Source organism: Halomonas sp. C22, assembly GCF_007655045.1.
GTDB classification, from domain to species: Bacteria; Pseudomonadota; Gammaproteobacteria; order Pseudomonadales; family Halomonadaceae; genus Vreelandella; species Vreelandella hamiltonii.
In genome coordinates this window covers 165,471-184,434 of record NZ_VBVC01000001.1, presented here as the reverse complement: position 1 = coordinate 184,434, position 18,964 = coordinate 165,471, and the positions used below count along the sequence as shown (strand labels likewise).

The window sequence follows — 18,964 nt, the reverse complement described above, 5'->3', positions numbered from 1 at the left end:
GTAACATGAGCACTTCTACCTCTGCTCTTACCTCAGAAGAAGCACCCAACGCGGCGCAGTCAGCCGCCAGCAAAGCCGTCGGCGCAGAAAGCCTGGCGCCGCAAAGCACCCGTATCATGGGGCGCACCTCCTACTTTCTTGCCTGGTTTGGTGGCTGCGTGTCGATTGGCACCTTCGCCATGGGCTCCAGCGTGGTGGGCACGCTCAACTTGCTGCAAGCCACGCTGGCCATCGCCATCGGCTGCTTTGTGATCGGCGTGGCGCTGGCCATCAATGGCGCCGCCGGATACAAGTACGGCATTCCGTTCATGGTGCAGGCGCGCAGCGCCTTTGGGTTCACCGGAACGCGTATCCCCGGGCTGGTGCGCGCCGTGCCTGCCATCGTGTGGTATGGCTTTCAGAGCTGGATTGGGGCCGGTGCCCTCAACATGGTGTCGGCGACGCTGTTCGGCTTCGACAACCTGATCTTCTACTTCATCACCTTTCAGTTTTTGCAGATCGGCCTCTCGGTGCTCGGCTTTCAGGGCATCAAGTGGCTGGAGAATATCGGCAGCGCTTTTATTCTCTGCTCGCTGATGTACATGTTCTACGCCACCGTGCAGCGCTATGGCGATGAGCTGTCGGCCAGCCTGCTCACCATGGAAGGCTCCTGGGGCATGCCCTTCTGGAGCGCCACCATGCTGTTTCTGGGCATTTACAGCACCATGATGCTGAATGTAAGCGATTACTCGCGTGAACATAAAAAAGGCACCGGACAAGGGCTATTGACCACCATTTACGCCATGTCGATTCTGCCCTGCACGCTGTTCATGGGCTTGATCGGCTACATGGTGTCCCAGGCTACCGGCACCGCCGACCCCATTCAGGTATTCGCCAACGCCGTGGATAACACCCCGCTGTTGATGATCACCCTACTCTTCATTGCCTTTGCCCAAGTGACCACCAACGTGCTGAACAACGTGGTGCCGCCCACCTACGTGCTGATGGACGTCTTCAAGCTCAAATTTCCGGTGGCCACCGTGATCGTCGGGCTGCTGGCCTTTGCGACTTTCCCCTGGAAACTGGTGCAGCCGGAGTCGGCCGCAGGCCTGCAGCTGTTCGTGCAAACCTACTCGGCCTTCCTCGGCCCCATCTTCGCCATCCTGGTCGTGGACTACTACGTCATCCGTCGCCGCACGCTGGACATCGGCAAACTCTACGATGAAAACGGCCCTTATCAGGGCATCAACCAGGCCGCACTGATCGCCACGGTCGTCGGCATCGCAGCCGCCCTCGCCTTCTCATCGGTCTCCTGGTACGCCAGCCTGATCCCCGCCGGGCTGACCTACTACCTGCTGATGAAACACTGGCCTGCTTGCCAGCGCTTCACTCAGTAATCCGCCCTGCCCTTGCCTGCCACCTTGCGTGGCGGGCATCTTTCCGAAAGCATACTCCTTGCGTACCCTGAAGCGTTCAGGCGTCCACTTTCCAGCACGCGGCCCAATGCTGTTGGCCGAGCACTTTAGCGGGAGGCACGTGTTGCCGGCACTCCTCTGTGGCCAACGAACAGCGCGGTGCAAAGGCACAGCCCTGTGGTGGAAACGCCATGTCCGGCGGAGAGCCAGGAATTGCACTGAGTCGCGCACCTTTTAACTCACCAGAAGCACGCGACTGCATCAACCCTAAAGTGTAAGGATGTCGTGGTGCGCGAATAATTTCATCCACGCTGCCTGTTTCCACGACGCGGCCTGCATACATCACCGCGATGCGGTCGGAAATCTCATTGGCAACGCCCATATCGTGAGTCACAAAAATGACCGACATACCCAACTCACGCTGCAAGTCGCGTAACAACAGCAGGATCTGTATCTGAACGGTCGCATCCAAAGCCGTTGTCGGCTCATCCGCCAACAGCAGCCGGGGGCGGCATGACAAGGCCAGGGCAATCATGGCCCGCTGGCTCATCCCCCCCGACATTTCATGGGGATAATTGGACAAGCGTCGTTTGGCGGATGGAATCCGCACCAGCTCGAATAGTTCCAGTGCCCGCGCCAAGCCCTCTGCGTGACTTACCCCCTCATGGCGGCATACCGTCTCGGCGATTTGATCACCTATACGAAAGACAGGGTCGAACGCGAGCATCGGTTCCTGAAAAATCATCGAGGTGGTAAACCCCCGATAGGCCGACAGCTCACGCCGCGACATGGCGAGGATATCTTGCCCGGCTACTGTCACATGGCCTTCCATGGACGTTCTACGTTCGGGCAGCAGCCGCATCAGCGCGCGTAATGTCACACTCTTGCCCGAGCCACTTTCCCCCAGAATCGTCAGTACCTCGCCTTTGGCAAGGGTCAAATCAACGCCGTTCACCGCCTGCACGCAACGGCCAGGGGATTTGAAGTGCACTTTCAGGTTTTGTACATCCACCAATGGCTCGCTAACGGAGGTCAGCGCCTGAGGGGATGGCTCAGAAGATGTCTGGCAGTTCAAAGGATCATGGGCCGTCATAGCGATGCTTCCTCAACACTCGATGTCGTTGCCAGCGACTGCACCTCGGTTGCCCGGCAACAAGCGGAACGGTGCTCGAAGTGGCGCGTCGTCCCCTCCTTCAACGATCTCAACTCTGGCTCTTCTGTACGGCAAGCCTCCACCGCCATACTGCAACGCGGGCAGAATCGGCAACCTCGGGGCAAATCAATCGGGTTGGGAGGATCACCCGCAAGAGGGGCTGCCTGGGTGCGATTATCGGGATCCATGGAGGGCATGGCCGACATCAAGGCTCGTGTATAAGGGTGAGCGGGTGCCTGATAGAGCGACTCACTCTCGCCCATTTCAGCGACTCGCCCTAAATACATCACCATTACACGGTCACTGATGTATCGCACGACATTCAGGTCATGGGAAATGAAGAGATAGGTCAAACCGTACTCTTGCTTCAGGTCGACCAGCAAGTTGAGCACTTGAGCCTCTACCGATTTATCCAGGGCCGAAACGGCTTCATCAAGAATCAGTAGTCTGGGTTCAAGTGCCAACGCGCGAGCAATATTGACGCGCTGGCGCTGCCCCCCGGAAAGCTCATGAGGATAACGACTCGCAAACTGATTCGGGAGCAGGCCGACCTGGTCCAGCAGCTTGCGAGCCCTGGCATTGGCTTCTTTCTTGCCAAGGCCATGTACCTGAGGCCCAAAAGCGATGGACTCCTCGACGCTCATACGGGGGTTGAGCGAAGCGTAGGAGTTTTGAAACACCATCTGAACTTGGCGACGCATGTCGCGAAGCGACAAGCCGCCAGGCGTACCGACAGGATCGCCATCGAAGATCACTTCACCCGCATCGGGGGTCAGTAGCTGCATCAACAGGCGTGCCGTGGTGGATTTACCACAGCCTGATTCGCCGACAATGCCTAACGTTTCACCTTTCAAAACGTCGAAATCGACGCCATCAACGGCATGCACCTTACTGACAGGACGGCCGAAAAAATCTTTTTTGATAATGAAGTGCTTGCGCAGCCCTTTCACGCTCAACAGTGGCTGGGCAGCTCCTCCTCTATCACGGGGGTCCAAGGGTGTTGCCACGGCTGGAGAAGCGTCTATCGAAACACGTTCAGCATTCATAGTTTCACATCCATGGCAGAGCGCAGACCATCGCTGAGCGTGTTGAAACAGATCGATACCGTAAAAATCATGACGCCGGGCAGAATGGTAATCCATGGGTTGACGTAGATGGCATCGCGCAAGGTATTGAGCATAAGGCCCCACTCCGGCATCGGCGGCCTGGCCCCTAAACCAAGAAACGAGAGACCTGAAGCCAGGATCATGCTGACGCTGATGAGCGAGGTGGCATAAACGAAAATGGGGCTGAGTACATTGCCCAGCACATGGCAGCGGATGATTCTCAAACTGCCCGCCCCACTGGCACGGGCGGCTTCAATGTAATCGGCGCTGCGTATTTGCGTTGTCACACTTTCCGCGACCCGCGCAATGGGTGGTATGAACACCACGGTCAACGAGAATAGCGAGTTGATGATGCCTGCACCCAATGCCCCCGCTAACGCAATCGCCAGCAGCACGGCAGGGAAGGCATAAAACACATCGATAATGCGCATGAAGATGGTATTGGTTTTGCCTCCTACAAAGCCCGCGACAATACCGATCGCGCTTCCTATCACGAACGCGTTCACCACCGGCATGACGCCGATCAATAGCGATAATCGAGCGCCGTAAATCAATCGTGAAAGCATGTCGCGACCTAGCTCGTCGGTACCCAGCCAATGACCTGATGTACCAATCGGCCGCAACCGAGACATCATGCTGGTTTTATACGGGTCCATGGGAGCCAACCAGGGAGCAAATATCGCCATGGCCAGGATACACAGCAGGATGATGCCTGCTACCAGTGCCACAGGGTCACGCCTCAGGCGCCGAAATACCGGCCCCCAGTACCCTTTGCTTGGGGTCACCTGCACGTCGGTCTTCGCCGAAGCATCAAGAGAGGTCGTTGTCATGAGATTCTCCTAGCCGATCAGCCGCGCTGAATACGTGGGTCAAGGCGCGCCTGGACGAGATCGACCATTAAATTGAGCGCTACAAAGAACAACGCCAGGATCAAAATCGTGCCTTGCAAGATGGGCAAATCGCGCTGAAAAATAGCGTTATTGAGCAACAACCCTGTCCCAGGCCAAGAGAACACGGTCTCGACGAGAATTGAGCCACCTAATAGATACCCTAACTGCAGCCCCATCACCGCTAACGCAGTAGGCGCGACATTCTTGATGACATGCAAAAAGATACGCCGCTCTGCCAAACCTTTAGCACGCAGCGCTTCAACAAACTCGTGGGCCAGGATATCCGCCACCATGGCTCGCACCGTGCGCGTAACGACGCCCATGGGAATCACCGACAGCGTCACCGCAGGTAGAATCAAGTGACGCAGGTAGGCCCACTCGAAACTCCAATCGCTGGAGCTTCCTGGCCCTGCACCGGAGGAAGGCAGCCAGCTCAGCTCCACTGAAAAGATGATCACCAGCAGCATGCCCAACCAGTAGTGCGGAATACTGACGCCACCCACGGCAACGCCCGTCACGATGCGGTCAAGCATGGACCCCTGGTAATAGCCGGCGAGTGCTCCAAACGTGCACCCCAAGGTAAAGCCAATCATTGACGCAGCAGCGGCGAGCAACAGGGTGTTTTTGAGGGCGCTGAACACTTCTGTCGTCACCGCCCTGCCATTGGCGGCCGACATGCCCAGGTCACCCTGCACGGCTCGGCTCACCCAACGCCCAAACTGCTCTGGCAATGGCCGGTCAAAGCCGTAGGCTCGCTGCACCATCGCGACGACGTCACTGGGCGCATCGGGAGAGACGACGGCGTCCATGGGGTCGCCCGGTGACAGATGGACCAATGAGAAACAGAAAAAACTCACCGCCAAGGTGATCGGAATGACATACAGAATTCGCTTGAGGAAGTAGGTGCTCATCGTGTCTCCTGGCTATGCGCGGAGTGGCTGACAAGCCACTCCGCGTGCATAACTCACTCCTCGATATAGACGGGGGTCAGGTCCTGGAACCAGTTTTTAGCCTGAACGAACCCTTTGACGTGGGGCTGCATCGCGCGCGGGCCAACGTCATGGGCTACCCACAGCCAAGCGGCATCATCGACCATGCGGGCATGGAACTCGGCGAGGATGGCGTCTTGCTCGGCTTGATCGAAGGTGACACGCGCTTCATCCAGCAAACGGTCATATTCAGGGTCATTCATATAGCCCCAGTTGAAGCCATTGGGGGGAGCCATACTGGAGTGCATGAAGCGGTAGAAAGCAGAGAACGGGTCCAACCAAGCGAAGGTGATGTTGGTCGCATGCGCTCCACGACTGCTGGCATCCGCAGCGCCACGACGCCAGTTTGGAAATAACGACTCCCAGTCCAGCACTTCAAACTCGAGGTCGATACCAACCTCCGCAAGGTTTTGCTGAATGTACTCATTCATGGCCAAGGGCTGCATTTGGCCGGAGCCGGAGGTCGAAATGAGCACTTTGATGTCGACGGGATTGTCGGGGCCAAAACCGCTCTCGGCCAATAGCCGCATGGCTTCTTCGGGGTCATAGCGGGTTTCGAAGGTGGGCTCGCCATACCAGGGATGATCCGGCGCCACGATACCCACTGCGGGCACCATCAAACCACCCAGCATGGCTTCCAGACCTTCACGGTCCACTGCCAGGTTAGCCGCTTTGCGGACGTTGATATCACGCCAGGGGCTGCCTTCTTGCATGGAGAACTGATAAGGCCAGGTGTGCGGATAAGGGTTGCTGGTGATCTCCATACCTTGAGACTGCATACGAGGAATGGCATCTGGCGCCGGTGACTCGATCCAATCGACCTGCGACGAGAGCAGCGCGGAAGTGCGCGAGCTGGATTCAGGCATCGGGATCAGTTCGAGTCGTGTCAAACGAGGCACACGCGCTTCATCCCAATACTCCAGGTTGGGTTCCAGCACGGCACGCTCGCGAGGCACCAGGCGCGTCAGCTTGAAAGGCCCTGTACCCGAAGGAGCGCTGGCAAACGCATCCCAGTCACCGCCCAATGCTTCCCATTGCGCAGGGCTTGAGAAGAGCAGGAAGGAAAGCTGGTAGGGGAACCATGCATCTGGCTCGCTGGTGGTGAACTGAATGGTGTAGTCGTCTACTTTTTCGTAGCCATCCATGGAAGGAATACGGCCCCGGACGTTACCTGCCTGGCGGGCATCGAACTGCTCGGACGCTTCATCGTAAATTTTATCGAGGTTCCAGATGGCAGCGTCAGCATTCCACTCACTACCGTCATGGAAAAGCACGCCTTCACGCAGATTGAAAACCCACACTCGCTGGTCGTCCGCATCGACCTCCCAGCTTTCCGCCAGCCCTGGCGTCAATCCACTTACCTCCTCTGCCGAGGACATGTCCCAGTTGATCAACGCATCATAGATGGTGTAACCGAGGAAGCGATAACCCTCGAAGCCGCTATCAGGCTGCCCGGTCGTCAGCGGAATATCGGAGGCCGTCATCGCGATACGCAGCACTTGCTCGTCCGACATGGCTGGGGCTGCGAAAAGCGCTACGCCCAGCGATAACAGCGCGGTACGTCGGGTTTGATGCATGAAACGCAGGGTCGCCACCATTTTCTTGTATACCATTTTAATCGTCCCCTTACTGTTTACTTAGCAGAAAGCAAAGCTCTTGATGCTTATACCGTGCTTAAGTAGTGCAAGAGGAGTGCCAAAAAGGAGGCCAACCATCAAAACGGTGCCAAAAGCAGCAACAATAAATGTACAAAAAATATATTTTTCGTATACATGAGATATTTAGCGAGAGTTCTTCCTGACCCTCTTTTTATGAAAGACAACACAATGATGCTATTGCTGCGCGACGCCTGTGCTGTACCTGTTGGCTTGAAGGCATTGCAACGGTGCAAGCGAGCACGCGTTCAACCCAAAATAGTGCGCCACAGCAGCCGACGCAGCCCACTCAAGGCCACTCATGAGCACACATCGAGGAAAATGGCATCACGGACAGCGCCAGCAGGCTTTGAAACGACCCAACGCCTACCCGGCACTGCGGTGATCAGGCACTGCGGTGATAGAGTTCAAAGACGAAAGACTTCACGCAGGTCGGGCGTATCACTTTTCTCTTCGACTATCGACAGCGACGCTTCGATGGCCTTGAGGTGACGGCTCATGAAGGCCTTGGCACGTTCGCCATTGCCTGCTTCCAGGTAGCCGATCAGGTCGTCATGGTCGTGGGACTCGCAGCCCAGGTGGCCGCGATGACCATATACGGCGAGGATCAGTGAAGAGCGCGAGCAGAGGCGCTCGACGAATTCCGCCAGGGTGGCGTTGCCGGAGAGCTGCGCCAGGCGCACGTGAAAATCGGCCGAGAGACGGATGGCCACGCTTTGCTGGCCGCTGCGCAGGGCCTGTCGCTCCTGCCTGGCCATGTCTCGCAGCTCGGCAGCCGCCTTCGCATCCATGCGCCTTGCCACGTCCGGCATCAGGCCGCACTCGATGAGCTGGCGTGCATCGAACACGTCCTTGGCTTCATCGGCAGTAGGGCGCGTCACGCTGGCCCCACGGCGCGGGGTCAGGGTCACCAGTTGCTCCAGCGCCAGCCGCTGCAGGATTTTACGGATCCCCGTGCGGCTGATGCCAAACACCTCTGCCAGGGCATCTTCGCGCAGCCGGGCACCCGGCTTGAGGCGTTGCTCCACGATGGCATCGCTCACTGCTCGGTAAATGGCTTCGTGGCGCTCGTCACCCTCTTTTTCCGTGGGCCGCCGTTTCAACGCCGTCTGCGCTTCGCTCATGGGGTCTCCTCTCTGCGAACCGTTTTACTCCTCCCAGGCCGCTATGATATCGCGCTCTTCGTCACTCATGTTGGTGATATTGCCCAGCGGCATGTAGCGAGTGGCGACGACCCGCTGAATCTGTGCCTTGTGGCCCAGTATCTCTTCCCAGTTATCGAAGGCGTAGCCCGCAGGCGGCGCGGAGAACCCGGCGTGCTCAGGGTTACGCGCATGGCACAGGGTACAGTGCTGCTCCACCAGAGCGGTGATCTGGGCCTGGTCGGGGGCCGCACTGGTACTTTCCACGGCGGCGCGCGGGCTGGGGGCCGCTACCCAGAACGCCAGCAGAATGAGCCCTACGCCTATCGCAGGATAAGCAGGCTGGACCTTGCCCGCATGCATCAGCACGAAGAACTGACGAATCAACGCGCCAGCAAAGATGAACAGGGCCATGACGATCCAGGCCTGTTCATGGGAGTATAGAAAAGAGTAGTGATTACTCACCATCAGCAGCACCACCGGCAGCGTGAAGTAGGTGTTGTGCACCGAGCGCTGCTTGCCGCGCTTGCCATCTAGCGGGTTGGGGGCCTCTCCGGCTTTCATGGCCTTGACCATGCGGCGCTGGCCGGGAATGATCCAGAAGAAGACGTTGGCCGACATGGCCGTGGCCATGACGGCCCCGGTGAGCAGAAAGGCTGCCCGCCCGGTGAACATCTGGGTGCTCAAATACGCCACGACCACCATCATCACCGCCACGGCAATGCTCAGCAGGCCGTCACGTTGCATATCCGGGCTGATACGCTTGCAGAGCTCGTTATAGACCACCCAGCCGCCCAGCAGGAAGCTCAATGCCAGCAGGTTGGCTTGCCATCCGGTGAGGTTGGCCGCCCAGGCCCAGTTGCTGTTGGGGTTGACCAGGTAGAAACCCGGATTGACCATATAAAGAATGACGAACAGCGCAAAGCCAGAGAGCCATGTGGTGTAGGCTTTCCAGAACGACCAGTGCAGGTCGTTGGGGAGCTTGGCAGGGGCCGTGGCGTATTTCTGGTTATGATAGAAACCACCGCCATGCACCGCCCACATCTCACCAAACACACCCTTGTCACGATCTTCCTGAGCCTTGGGCGTGCGCAGGCTGTTATCCAGCATGACGAAATAGATCGACTCTCCGATCCAGGCAATGGCGGCGATCACGTGGAGCCAGCGCAGCAGCAGGTTGGCAAATTCGATAGTGTACGCTTGCATGTGAAGCCCCCTCAGCTACCGCGATAGGTCGAGTAGCCATACGGCGAGAGCAGCAGCGGTACGTGGTAATGCTGGCTGGCATCGGCCACGCCAAAGCGCAGCGGGATGACGTCCAGGAAGCGGGGCTCGGCAGCCTCGACCCCCTGCTGGCGTAGATAGTCTCCCGCATGAAACACTAGCTCATATTCGCCAGCGGTCAGCGCCTCGCCTTCCAACAGCGGCGCATCACAGCGGCCGTCGCTGTTGGTGACGGTGGTCGCTAACGGCTCGCGCTGGCCACCGGTCAACCGAAAGACCTCGATGATGATGCCCTGACCGGGCTGCCCTTTGGCGGTATCCAGCACGTGGGTAGTCAAGCGTCCCATCGTCACTCCTCATATTGGCAGGGTTATTGGTGTTGTTGGCAGGTTTGACCTATTGGTCAAAGAGTACCGTTGATGCTATTTATTGTATACAGCAATTCCCTTTTCGCACGCTTGGAGAACCCTTGTGCCGACTGAAACGCCTTTGCGACTGTCCCCTGCCCCGAGCCAAAGCAGCCTGGAAACCTTCGTGGCACACTATGGCGATGTCTATGAACACTCTCCCTGGGTGGCCAAGGCTGCCTGGCAACACGGCCTGAAAGAGACTCACGACGCCCCGGATGCGCTGGCCGAACTGATGGGCAAGATGCTTCAACAGGCATCTCCCGAGCAGCAGACGGCCGTCATTCAGGCACACCCTGACCTGGCCGGCAAAGCCGCGTTGGCCGGGGAGCTGACCCACGACTCTACCAGCGAACAGGCCGGTGCTGGGCTCGATCAGTGTTCACCGGAAGAGTTTGCCCGCTTCGAGCAGTTGAACGCCGCCTATCAGGAAAAATTTGGCTTTCCCTTCGTGATTGCCGTCAAGGGCCTGGACCGCTATGCCATTCTGGAGGCCTTTGAAAAACGGTTGAACAACGATCCGGCACAAGAAAGAAAAACGGCCATCGAGCAAATCATCAGGATTGCACGGTTTCGGCTGAGAGCGCGCGCAGGCGACGCCACCTAACGCCCGCTCTTCGGATAAAAAAATGCCGCGCTTCAGGGCGCGGCATTTTCATGGAGCAACCGTTACGATTTGGCAGTATCGGCTGCTTTCTTGGTGGTCTCTTCCGCCATTTTCTGACTTTCCTGTAGGAAGCCCTGGCTGATAGAGGTCACTTTTTCGGAGTCACCTTTCATGCGCTCCATCATGTCGCTGGCCGCTTTCTGCTGGCTTTCCATGGCTTTCTTGAAGCTATCGGCGTCTTTGACGTCGAGCCAGGTGCGCGCCTGGGCGATGGTCATGTCGGAATAGGCGCGTGCAGCATCCATTTGAGCGCCGACCAGTTGCTCGTAGTAGTCCAGCGCTGCCAGTGTGTAAGAGCGCATGGGGGAAACAAACACGGACTCGAACTGCTGGCTGGTTTTTTCTGCTGTCTTGTTCATCACTAAATCTCCTTGAGTGAGCTAGCGGTACGATGCGCTCGACGGCGCATCTTGATAGGCGGTTGCCGTTGCTAATATCAAAGCTAGCAGCGCTTTTTGTGCAGCGCAACATGAATTTTTCACCTTCACGCACGCTGCATCGCCATTAGCGATGACTCACTCGCGGTTAATCATTATTAGCGGTTTCCGAACAAGTGCTTACGCGCCAGGTCATCCATGGGCGCACCTGCCTGGGGGTTCACATCCTCGACCAATGCATAGGCTTTGCGAATGGCGGGACGCTGAGAAAGCTCTTCGAACCAGCGCTCCAGGTCGGGAAACTCCTCCAGGGTCTGGCGCTGTTTTTCCCAGGGCACGATCCATGGGTAGATGGCCATGTCGGCAATCGAGTAACGGTCGCCGCCCACATAGTGCTGCTGAGAAAGACGCTGGTCCAGCACGCTATAAAGCCGATTGGTTTCACGCACGTAGCGCTCGATGGCGTAGTCGATCTTGTGGGGCGCATAGTGGCAGAAGTGATGATTTTGCCCGGCCATGGGGCCTAGCCCACCCATCTGCCAGTGCAGCCACTGCAGTACCACATAACGCTCGCGCCCTTCTGCTGGCAGGAACTGGCCACTCTTGTCTGCCAGGTACTCCAGAATCGCCCCTGACTCGAACAGCGCCATGGGCTGCCCCCCGTCGCGCGGGGCATGGTCGACGATGGCAGGAATGCGATTATTGGGCGCAATGGCCAGGAACTCGGGGTCGAACTGCTCGCCTCGCCCGATATTGATGGGCTTTACACGATAGGCGAGCTTCGCTTCTTCAAGCATGATGGAGATTTTGTGGCCGTTGGGCGTTGTCCAGTAATACAGGTCAATCATTGCCATCTCCTTGTCCATGAAGGGCGTGCCCATACAGGGTTTGGCCCTTCATGTTGCCTGTGAATGTCAGCGGCGATTACCGCTTTGCCTAGTATAGATCACGAATGGTCATGGCCTTGCCCGCCACGCCATCGTGTACCGCCAGCATGCGCTGGAACCATCCGGCCACGGGGTCACGCTCCTCCACCAGCGTTTCGGTCGAGACGCTATAGGCCCACATCATGCTGCCGAACAGCAGGTAATCTGCTCCGGCAGGGGAGTCACCATCGAGGAAAGGCATCTCCTTGAGTTGCGCACTGACGGGTACCAGCGCCTGGTGCAGCTGCTGGCGGCCTTTATCGGGGTCGTGAACCGCCTCGAGGCTGGCCCCAAAGCGCGCTTCACGGGTGGTGCGGAAGTACTCCCTATCCTCCGGGTGGATGGCTTCCAGCAGATCCAGCACCACGATACGAAACAGCGCGGGCGTAATGCTGCGGTCCACCAGTTGCTTGAATAGCGTGACACGCTGCAAGCCCAGTCCATCGCCCAGCACCGGAGCCTCAGGGTAAGTGGTATCCAGGTAGCGCAGGATGTCGAAGCTGTCGGTGACCACCGTATCGCCATCGGTCAACACCGGCACCTTGTCGTAGTGGGCAAATGCCAGCGCCTCTTTCTGCTGAAACCGCCAGGCCACCGTAGTGTATGCCAGCCCTTTGTGGGCCAGCGCCATGCGCACGCGCCAGCAGTAGGGAGAAAATCTCAAGCGATCATCGCGACCGCACAAATCATAAAGCGTGATGGCCATGGTCGAACGACTCCTGAAAAGAGGTAAAGAGTGCACCTACACTATACGCCGTCACAGCATACGCGATAGGCCTAGAACATCCCTCCTCTGTGTACTGCCTTTCTCCTCCTTGACTGAACTGTCTATTAGTCTAATAACGGTGTCGACTCGGCGCTTCTTTGCAGCGCTAAAAAAGCAATGAATAACAGTCACTTGATATTAAAAAAACGCCTCGATACGCGGCCGAAAAAGCCCCTTTTACTGGTAAGACCAATTTTCCAATATAGTCATTCCAGGCGCCTGACCGTATCTTTCACGCTGTCCCAACTATCATTGAAAATGATGCGTTGGCTTTCGCGGAGCACACCAAATCAATAACAAGGGGCCGTTCCTCCCATGAATGAAAATATACTAGCTCTTCTGGCATTTCTGCCGCTGTTGCTGGCCGGGATATTGCTCATAGGCTTTAAGATTCCCGCCAAGATAGCGATGCCGATCGTTTTCCTCACCGCTGCCATTATCGGCCTGACTGCATGGGACATGTCGTTCAGCCGTGTCGCGGCATCCACCGTTCAAGGGTTGATCCAGACCGCTGGCCTGCTGTGGATCATCTTTGGCGCCATCCTGCTGCTGAACACCCTCAAGCACTCTGGGGGCATCACGGCCATCCGTAACGGCTTTTCAGGCATCAGCCCGGACCGCCGCGTGCAGGCGCTGATCGTAGCGTGGCTGTTTGGCTGCTTTATCGAAGGCGCCTCAGGCTTTGGCACCCCCGCTGCGGTGGCTGCACCGCTGATGGTGGCCCTGGGCTTCCCGGCGCTGGCGGCCGTCGTGGTAGGCATGATGATTCAGTCGACCCCGGTATCGTTTGGCGCAGTGGGCACCCCGATTGTGGTGGGCGTGGGCAGCGGCCTCGACCGTGCCGGCATCACGGCGCAACTGGAAGCCAACGGCTCCACCTGGGAAGCGTTCTTCCAGCAGGTCACCAGCACCACGGCAATCACTCACGGCATCGTGGGTATTCTCATGCCGCTGATTCTGGTGCTGATCATGGTGCGCTTCTTTGGCGCCAACCGCTCCTGGAAAGAGGGGCTGTCCATTGCTCCGTTCGCCATTTTCACGGGCATCGCGTTCGTCGTACCTTACATGCTGGTAGGCGTCTTCCTGGGACCAGAGTTCCCCTCGATGATCGGTGCCATGGTCGGTCTGGCCATTGTCGTACCCGCCGCGCGTAAAGGATTCCTGCTGCCGAAAGACACCTGGGACTTCCCGGAAGCCACCTCCTGGCCGGATGAGTGGATCGGCAATCTGCAGATCAAGCTGGATGACGTGGTAGGCAAGACACCGATTTCGACGCTCAAAGGCTGGATTCCCTATGTACTGCTGGCGATCTTCCTGGTGGCCTCCCGTACCGTCGAGCCCCTGCGTGTGGCACTGACTTCCGTGAACCTGAACTGGACCAACATTTTCGGTGAAACCGGCGTCAGCGGCGGCCTCCAGCCGCTCTACCTGCCGGGCGGCATCATTCTAGCCGTGGTGTTCATCACCTACTTCCTGCACAAGATGAATCCGCGTCAGATGAGCGCTGCGGTTTCAGAGTCCACCAAGACCATTTTTGGTGCGGGTTTCGTACTCATCTTCACCGTGCCGATGGTGCGCATACTGATCAACTCGGGCGTCAATGGCGCAGACCTGGTCTCCATGCCCGTCATGATGGCCCAGGCCGTCGCCAACGGCGTGGGTGGTGTCTATCCCTTCTTTGCGCCCGCCGTGGGTGCCATGGGTGCTTTCATCGCCGGTTCCAACACGGTTTCCAACCTGATGCTGGCCGAGTTCCAGTTCAGCATTGCGCAAACCCTGGGGCTCTCAACCGCCGTCATGGTCGCCCTTCAAGCGGTGGGTGCTGCAGCGGGTAACATGATCGCGATTCACAACGTGGTCGCCGCCTCGGCAACCGTTGGCCTGCTGGGTCGCGAAGGCACCACGATTCGTAAAACGATCATTCCGACCATCTACTACCTGGTATTCACCGGTATCATCGCGCTGGTCGCGTTCTATGTGCTGGGTATCACTGATCCGCTGATGTAACAACCTCAGTTGTGCTCAGACACCCTCTCCCACCCCCGGGCCACGCCTGGGGGTGGGCGTTTTCAGGTACAGGCAGGCTCAATCGATGCGCTTGAGCGAGTCAGCGTGCTGCTTGCCCCGTATCACATAGCTTTGTGCATTCAGCTTCAGCGCTTCCACCGCCTCTGCCGACAGCTCCCTGACCACTTTGGCAGGTGAGCCGACAATCAGCGAGTTTGGCGGAAAGACCGCCCCTTCCTTGATGAAGGCTCCCGCGCCTACCAGGCTGTTCTCGCCAATCACGGCGCCGTTGAGCACGACCGCCTGAATGCCGATCAAGCAGCCATCCCCCACGGTACAGCCATGCAGCATCGCCTGGTGCCCGACGGTCACCCCCTTTCCCACCTTCAGCGGGTAGCCGGGGTCCGCGTGCAGCACGGCGCCATCCTGAATGTTGCTCTCTTCACCGATTTCCAGATGGTCGCTGTCGCCGCGCAGTACGGCCTGATACCACACGCTGGCGCGAGCCTTCAGGGTAACCTGACCGATGACGTCCGCCGTGTCGGCAATGTATACATCTTCATGAATAGCGGGCCGATGCTCGCCAAATTGATAGATGGCCACGTAACGCTCCTTTTGTTGGTTATTCGCTCATGGAGAGTGTCATGATTACTGCCACTGATCCAGACGCATGGCGGAGCGCTCCAGGCGATCGTGCTCCGCCTCCAGCTCTCTCAGCAGTTCACTGATGCTGGTGAGGTGCTCCAGCGCAATCTGCCGCGCCTGCTCGGCGTGGCCGCTGACTACCGAGTCATGCAGGCGTGCGTGCTGTTGATTGATCATTTCTCTGGGCCCGGGCCGGTGGTAGAGGTGCTTGACCGATGCAAAGACCGAGCTGAGCAACAGATCGGTCAGCCCCTGCAGCGTATGCACCAGCACGGGGTTGTGGGAGGCCTGGGAGATGGCCAGATGAAACGCGTGGTCCAGCCGCGCCAACTGCTCGACTTCCAGGGTATCCGTCTGGGCAGCGTATTCGGCCATCTCACGATAGCGGCGTGTGATCAGCACGCGGTCCATGGACGTGCCACGCCGAGCCGCCAGATAGGCAGACTCGCCCTCCAGCAGCGCGCGCACTTCCAGCAGGTCGAACAGCGTCCGCGGATGGTCGCGGAACAGATGCATCAGCGGGCTCTGGTGTTGGCTCGGCAACAGCGACGCCACGGTGGAACCATGGCCCTGGCGAGTGTTGATGATGCCCTTGCTGCGCAAGATCCTCAGCCCCTCACGCAGGGAGGCACGAGAAACGCCCAGACGCTCACATAGCCGCCGCTCGGAAGGCAGCAGTTGGCCCGGTCGAAAGACTCCCTCGAGAATCAGCTCTTCCAGCTTGGCCGCCACGTGCTCGGGCGTGCGTTTGCCCATGGCGATGTCATCGTTGTTGAGTACCACTTGCCCTCCTCTCTGCTTGAGCCACGACGCCTCCTGGCGGTAAGACCAAGTAGCTGCCTGGGGTGAGTATGCCACGAACCTTGCGACTATCGACCAATTACTGGTCAGACCACTGCACCACAGGCTGGACAGGCGCCTGAAAAAAGCTCAGATTGGCGTCAAGCGGCGGCGACCTGCTGCTCTGTTCAACGATAAAAATGAAGGATGTCGCGATGAATATCCTGTTCGACGAGCGCCTCGATGGCGAGCTCGTCCACCGTGATAAAGCCGAGGTGCTCAGCGACCTGCAAAGCGCTGTGCCTACCTTGACCCTGCTGCACCGCGAAGAAGACCTGCGCCCATTCGAATGCGATGGCCTGGCGGCTTATCGGGTGCTGCCCATGCTGGTCGCCCTGCCGGAAACGCTGGCCCAGGTGGAAGGCCTGCTCAAGCGCTGTCACGCCCTGGGCGTACCGGTGGTGACCCGCGGCGCAGGCACCGGGCTTTCCGGCGGCGCCCTGCCCCTGGAACAAGGCGTGCTGCTGGTCATGTCGCGCTTCAATCAGATCATCAGCGTCGACCCCGATGCCCGTCTGGCCAGGGTACAACCCGGCGTTCGCAACCTGGCGATTTCCGAGGCGGCGGCGCCCTATGGCCTGTATTACGCGCCCGACCCGTCTTCCCAGATTGCCTGCTCCATTGGCGGCAACGTCGCCGAAAACGCCGGTGGCGTGCACTGCCTCAAGTATGGCCTGACCGTGCACAACGTGCTGCGCGTGGACGTACTGACCATCGAAGGCGAGCACATGACGCTGGGCTCCGAAGCGCTGGATGCGCCAGGCTTTGATCTGCTCGCGCTGATGAATGGCTCCGAAGGCATGCTGGGGGTGGTCACGGAGATTACCGTCAAGCTGTTGCCCAAGCCGGAAACCGCCAAGGTCCTCATGGCCAGCTTCGACGATATCGAAAAGGCAGGCCGCGCAGTGGGTGACATCATTGCCGCAGGGATCATTCCCGGTGGCCTGGAAATGATGGACAAGCTCGCCATTCAGGCCGCAGAAGACTTCATCAAGGCGGGCTATCCAGTGGATGCCGAAGCCATTCTGCTCTGCGAGCTGGACGGCGTCGAAGCAGACGTGGACGACGACTGCGAGACCGTTCGCCGCGTACTGGAAACGGCCGGGGCCACCCATATTCAACAGGCCCGGGACGAAGCCGAGCGCGCCAAATTCTGGGCCGGGCGCAAGAACGCCTTCCCGGCGGTAGGCCGCATGTCACCGGACTACTACTGCATGGATGGCACCATTCCCCGCCGCGAGCTGCCCCGGGTACTCAAGGGCATTGCCGCGCTTTCCGAGGAGAGTGGCCTGGCTGTGGCCAACGTGTTTCACGCGGGCGATGGCAATATGCACCCGCTGATTCTGTTCGATGCCAACAAAGAGGGTGAGCTGGCCCTGGCGGAAGACGTCGGTGGCAAGATTCTGGAGCTGTGCGTTGCCGCAGGAGGCTCGATTACCGGCGAGCACGGCGTAGGGCGCGAGAAGATCAATCAGATGTGCAGCCAGTTTCAGCCCGACGAACTGACGGTCTTTCACGCTCTGAAAGCGGCCTTCGACCCGCAACGGCTGCTCAACCCGGGGAAGAACATTCCGACCCTGGCGCGCTGCGCCGAATTTGGCGCCATGCATGTACATAACAACGAGTTACCGCATCCGGAGCTGCCACGCTTCTGATGCCACAAGGACCGACCATGACCGAACTAGCGATACACGCTGACCAGGATATCGCCGCTGAACTGTGCGAACAGGTGCGCAGCGCCTACGCCGAGCGCACCCCGCTACGCATCGTGGCGGGAAACACTCGGGCTTTCTATGGCCGCCCGGTAGAAGGCGCGGAGCTCAATGTCGCGGCCCATCGTGGCATTGTCTCCTACGACCCCGTGGAGCTGGTGGTGACCGTGCGGGCCGGCACACGGCTTGACGCGCTGAACGCAGCACTTGCCGAGAAGCATCAGATGCTGCCTTTCGAGCCACCGATCTTTGGCGAAGCCAGCACCATTGGCGGTGCGGTCGCCACCGGCATGTCCGGCCCCCGTCGCCCCTGGGCCGGGGCTGCCAGGGATTTCGTGCTGGGCACCCGGGTGATCACCCAGGAAGGCAAACTGCTGCGCTTTGGCGGCGAAGTCATGAAGAACGTGGCGGGCTACGATCTCTCCCGCATGATGACCGGCGCCCAGGGCACGCTGGGCGTACTGGCCGATATCTCTTTCAAGGTGCTGCCGATTCCCCCCGCCAGCCATAGCCTGCGCCTCTCCATGGGGCTGGAAGACGCCCTGGCGAAGCTCTCCGAGCTGGGCCGCCAGCCGCTGCCGATCACCGCCGCGGCCTGGCACGCGGGCGAGCTGTTCATTCGCCTGGAAGGCGGCGAAAGCTCGGTCAAGGCGACCAAAGAGCGGCTGGGCGGCGACGCCCTCTCGGCAGACTTCTGGCAGCAGCTACGCGACCTGCAGCACGCCTTTTTCAACCTGGCCGAGGGCCAAGCTCTGTGGCGCCTGTCGCTACCACCCCATACACCGCCGTTGGCACTGGCCGTCGATGAAAGCGATATCTTCTACGACTGGGGCGGCAGCCAGCGCTGGGTGAAAACCCCATTGCCCGCGCAAACCCTGCGCGATGCCTGCCAGCAGGCAGGCGGCCACGCCACCTGCTACACCCCGCATCATCAGGGCGGTGCGGAGTCACCGTTCACGCCACTGAATTCAGTCGTGGAAAAGTATCATCGCAACCTGAAGGCCGAACTGGATGCCCACGGCATTTTCAATCCTGGTCGTCTTTATGCGGCATTTTAATCAGGA

At 59.0% G+C, this 18,964-nt stretch carries 18 protein-coding genes; 5 read left to right on the top strand and 13 right to left on the bottom strand.

Features of this window, described 5'->3' with window-relative positions; translation table 11 throughout:
- Window positions 1-5 precede the first annotated feature (5 nt).
- Window positions 6-1,376, top strand: a complete 1,371-nt coding sequence (locus tag FEU76_RS00910; RefSeq protein ID WP_039175416.1) for an NCS1 family transporter — start codon at window positions 6-8, stop codon at window positions 1,374-1,376.
- Window positions 1,377-1,452: 76 nt separating this feature from the next.
- Here the strand turns inward: FEU76_RS00910 and FEU76_RS00905 are convergent, their stop codons facing one another.
- The 8 genes from FEU76_RS00905 to uraH form a co-directional block, all read right to left on the bottom strand.
- Window positions 1,453-2,487 carry an ABC transporter ATP-binding protein gene (locus FEU76_RS00905; RefSeq protein ID WP_081136256.1) on the bottom strand — a complete coding sequence of 345 codons (1,035 nt, stop codon included), beginning with the start codon at window positions 2,485-2,487 and terminating at the stop codon, window positions 1,453-1,455.
- Window positions 2,484-3,593 carry an ABC transporter ATP-binding protein gene (locus FEU76_RS00900; protein ID WP_186299071.1) on the bottom strand — a complete coding sequence of 370 codons (1,110 nt, stop codon included), beginning with the start codon at window positions 3,591-3,593 and terminating at the stop codon, window positions 2,484-2,486. Before FEU76_RS00900 ends, FEU76_RS00905 begins: the two co-directional genes overlap by 4 nt.
- Window positions 3,590-4,483: an ABC transporter permease gene (locus FEU76_RS00895; RefSeq protein WP_144979602.1), complete on the bottom strand. Its 894-nt coding sequence runs from the start codon at window positions 4,481-4,483 to the stop codon at window positions 3,590-3,592. The genes FEU76_RS00900 and FEU76_RS00895 overlap by 4 nt, the downstream gene beginning before the upstream one ends.
- Window positions 4,484-4,500: 17 nt before the next feature.
- Window positions 4,501-5,454 (bottom strand): ABC transporter permease, encoded by a 954-nt coding sequence (locus FEU76_RS00890; protein ID WP_039175412.1) that lies wholly within the window; start codon window positions 5,452-5,454, stop codon window positions 4,501-4,503.
- 53 nt (window positions 5,455-5,507) lie between these two features.
- On the bottom strand, window positions 5,508-7,145 hold the full coding sequence (locus FEU76_RS00885) for an ABC transporter substrate-binding protein (RefSeq protein ID WP_139790039.1): 1,638 nt from the start codon (window positions 7,143-7,145) through the stop codon (window positions 5,508-5,510).
- Window positions 7,146-7,594: 449 nt separating this feature from the next.
- On the bottom strand, window positions 7,595-8,311 hold the full coding sequence (locus tag FEU76_RS00880; RefSeq protein WP_081136260.1) for a GntR family transcriptional regulator: 717 nt from the start codon (window positions 8,309-8,311) through the stop codon (window positions 7,595-7,597).
- Window positions 8,312-8,335: 24 nt separating this feature from the next.
- The gene (locus FEU76_RS00875) at window positions 8,336-9,535 is read right to left on the bottom strand and encodes a urate hydroxylase PuuD (RefSeq protein ID WP_144979599.1); all 1,200 of its coding nucleotides are present in this window, start codon (window positions 9,533-9,535) and stop codon (window positions 8,336-8,338) included.
- Window positions 9,536-9,546: 11 nt separating this feature from the next.
- A complete protein-coding gene (uraH, locus tag FEU76_RS00870) occupies window positions 9,547-9,900 on the bottom strand; it encodes a hydroxyisourate hydrolase (RefSeq protein ID WP_081136265.1) in 354 nt (117 codons plus the stop codon).
- A 124-nt stretch (window positions 9,901-10,024) separates the two neighbouring features.
- Here uraH and uraD point away from each other — a divergent pair, with 124 nt between their 5' ends.
- Window positions 10,025-10,567, top strand: coding sequence for a 2-oxo-4-hydroxy-4-carboxy-5-ureidoimidazoline decarboxylase (uraD, locus tag FEU76_RS00865; protein ID WP_144979596.1), 543 nt, complete (start codon window positions 10,025-10,027; stop codon window positions 10,565-10,567).
- A 62-nt stretch (window positions 10,568-10,629) separates the two neighbouring features.
- On the opposite strand, the gene FEU76_RS00860 is transcribed toward uraD, so the two are convergent.
- From FEU76_RS00860 to FEU76_RS00850, 3 genes are all read right to left on the bottom strand, one after another.
- On the bottom strand, window positions 10,630-10,986 hold the full coding sequence (locus FEU76_RS00860; protein WP_016916200.1) for a phasin family protein: 357 nt from the start codon (window positions 10,984-10,986) through the stop codon (window positions 10,630-10,632).
- A 176-nt stretch (window positions 10,987-11,162) separates the two neighbouring features.
- Complete coding sequence (locus FEU76_RS00855; RefSeq protein WP_016916199.1) at window positions 11,163-11,852, bottom strand: glutathione binding-like protein; 690 nt, start codon at window positions 11,850-11,852, stop codon at window positions 11,163-11,165.
- 88 nt (window positions 11,853-11,940) lie between these two features.
- A complete protein-coding gene (locus tag FEU76_RS00850) occupies window positions 11,941-12,636 on the bottom strand; it encodes a glutathione S-transferase family protein (protein ID WP_016916198.1) in 696 nt (231 codons plus the stop codon).
- Window positions 12,637-13,011: 375 nt separating this feature from the next.
- Between FEU76_RS00850 and FEU76_RS00845 the strand changes: the two genes are divergently transcribed.
- Window positions 13,012-14,703, top strand: a complete 1,692-nt coding sequence (locus FEU76_RS00845; RefSeq protein ID WP_144979593.1) for an L-lactate permease — start codon at window positions 13,012-13,014, stop codon at window positions 14,701-14,703.
- 78 nt (window positions 14,704-14,781) lie between these two features.
- Here the strand turns inward: FEU76_RS00845 and FEU76_RS00840 are convergent, their stop codons facing one another.
- Window positions 14,782-15,306, bottom strand: coding sequence for a gamma carbonic anhydrase family protein (locus FEU76_RS00840; RefSeq protein ID WP_144979590.1), 525 nt, complete (start codon window positions 15,304-15,306; stop codon window positions 14,782-14,784).
- A 45-nt stretch (window positions 15,307-15,351) separates the two neighbouring features.
- Window positions 15,352-16,131 (bottom strand): transcriptional regulator GlcC, encoded by a 780-nt coding sequence (glcC, locus tag FEU76_RS00835; protein ID WP_144979588.1) that lies wholly within the window; start codon window positions 16,129-16,131, stop codon window positions 15,352-15,354.
- A gap of 212 nt (window positions 16,132-16,343) precedes the next feature.
- Here glcC and glcD point away from each other — a divergent pair, with 212 nt between their 5' ends.
- Window positions 16,344-17,843: a glycolate oxidase subunit GlcD gene (gene glcD, locus FEU76_RS00830; protein WP_039175374.1), complete on the top strand. Its 1,500-nt coding sequence runs from the start codon at window positions 16,344-16,346 to the stop codon at window positions 17,841-17,843.
- Between the two features lie 17 nt (window positions 17,844-17,860).
- Window positions 17,861-18,958: a glycolate oxidase subunit GlcE gene (gene glcE, locus FEU76_RS00825; RefSeq protein ID WP_144979585.1), complete on the top strand. Its 1,098-nt coding sequence runs from the start codon at window positions 17,861-17,863 to the stop codon at window positions 18,956-18,958.
- The last annotated feature ends 6 nt before the right edge of the window (window positions 18,959-18,964 follow it).

Coding starts and splice junctions, on each gene's coding strand:
- FEU76_RS00910 (WP_039175416.1), top strand. CDS start 6: ATGAGCACTTCTACCTCTGCTCTTACCTCAGAAGAAGCACCCAACGCG.
- FEU76_RS00905 (WP_081136256.1), bottom strand. CDS start 2,487: ATGACGGCCCATGATCCTTTGAACTGCCAGACATCTTCTGAGCCATCC.
- FEU76_RS00900 (WP_186299071.1), bottom strand. CDS start 3,593: ATGAATGCTGAACGTGTTTCGATAGACGCTTCTCCAGCCGTGGCAACA.
- FEU76_RS00895 (WP_144979602.1), bottom strand. CDS start 4,483: ATGACAACGACCTCTCTTGATGCTTCGGCGAAGACCGACGTGCAGGTG.
- FEU76_RS00890 (WP_039175412.1), bottom strand. CDS start 5,454: ATGAGCACCTACTTCCTCAAGCGAATTCTGTATGTCATTCCGATCACC.
- FEU76_RS00885 (WP_139790039.1), bottom strand. CDS start 7,145: ATGGTATACAAGAAAATGGTGGCGACCCTGCGTTTCATGCATCAAACC.
- FEU76_RS00880 (WP_081136260.1), bottom strand. CDS start 8,311: ATGAGCGAAGCGCAGACGGCGTTGAAACGGCGGCCCACGGAAAAAGAG.
- FEU76_RS00875 (WP_144979599.1), bottom strand. CDS start 9,535: ATGCAAGCGTACACTATCGAATTTGCCAACCTGCTGCTGCGCTGGCTC.
- uraH (WP_081136265.1), bottom strand. CDS start 9,900: ATGGGACGCTTGACTACCCACGTGCTGGATACCGCCAAAGGGCAGCCC.
- FEU76_RS00860 (WP_016916200.1), bottom strand. CDS start 10,986: ATGAACAAGACAGCAGAAAAAACCAGCCAGCAGTTCGAGTCCGTGTTT.
- FEU76_RS00855 (WP_016916199.1), bottom strand. CDS start 11,852: ATGATTGACCTGTATTACTGGACAACGCCCAACGGCCACAAAATCTCC.
- FEU76_RS00850 (WP_016916198.1), bottom strand. CDS start 12,636: ATGGCCATCACGCTTTATGATTTGTGCGGTCGCGATGATCGCTTGAGA.
- FEU76_RS00845 (WP_144979593.1), top strand. CDS start 13,012: ATGAATGAAAATATACTAGCTCTTCTGGCATTTCTGCCGCTGTTGCTG.
- glcD (WP_039175374.1), top strand. CDS start 16,344: ATGAATATCCTGTTCGACGAGCGCCTCGATGGCGAGCTCGTCCACCGT.
- glcE (WP_144979585.1), top strand. CDS start 17,861: ATGACCGAACTAGCGATACACGCTGACCAGGATATCGCCGCTGAACTG.